Source organism: Vibrio sp. HI00D65 (assembly GCF_001635455.1).
Classification (GTDB): Bacteria; Pseudomonadota; Gammaproteobacteria; order Enterobacterales; family Vibrionaceae; genus Vibrio.
Genome location: NZ_LWEH01000498.1, coordinates 1 through 663 on the forward strand (window position 1 = coordinate 1; position 663 = coordinate 663).

The following is a 663-nucleotide window of genomic DNA, read 5'->3' on the forward strand; positions in this document are numbered from 1 at the left end:
CAAATGTAATTATGACGCTCCACCGTGCGACCAATGTCAGCGGCATCCTCTTCCGTAATTTTTGATAAATTGAGCTGACANCGAATGTTGTCAGTTATTGCAGCTGCGCCTCGTGCAGCTCCTGCCGCATCACCTTGATTGTTTAGTGTCGCACCCTTATTTGTGTGATGCAGGAACACGAACGCCGCCCCTGTGTGTTTAGCAATGTACTCAAAAACACTGATTAACACTGTCATGTTGCCGTTGTCGTTTTCGTTCGACTGGTGCGCTCTAGCCAAGGTATCAAGGAAGACCAAGCGGTAGCCCCTGTATTGCTCGATCATCTCATCTGCTAAAGCAAGGTTTGGCGAACCATCTGGGCGCACTAAATCAAGCATTCTTTCGCCCACAATTGAGATAAAGCTGATCTGTTCATCCATCAAGCAGACGTCATCTGGTGTCATGTTGTAATGCTTAATCAAAGAATGAACTCGATGCGCTACTACATCTGCCTGATCTTCTGCTGTCACAAAGGCAACTTTTTGAGATGCCTCTAGCGGCTTTATATCAAGCCCTAGAAGGTCTTTCCCTGTAAACAGGTCGAAACATACACCAAGACTAAAAAAGCCTTTACCAGTTGAACCGGGCGCAACAATAGAGGCAACCGAACCAGCAAGCACACTA

The 663-nt window shown here is 46.7% G+C and carries 1 protein-coding gene; it reads right to left on the reverse strand.

Annotated features, from left to right (window positions below; translation table 11 throughout):
- Window positions 1-659: AAA family ATPase (locus tag A3712_RS23100; protein WP_063525187.1), on the reverse strand; the 659-nt coding region annotated here is incomplete at its 3' end.
- Between the last annotated feature and the right edge of the window lie 4 nt (window positions 660-663).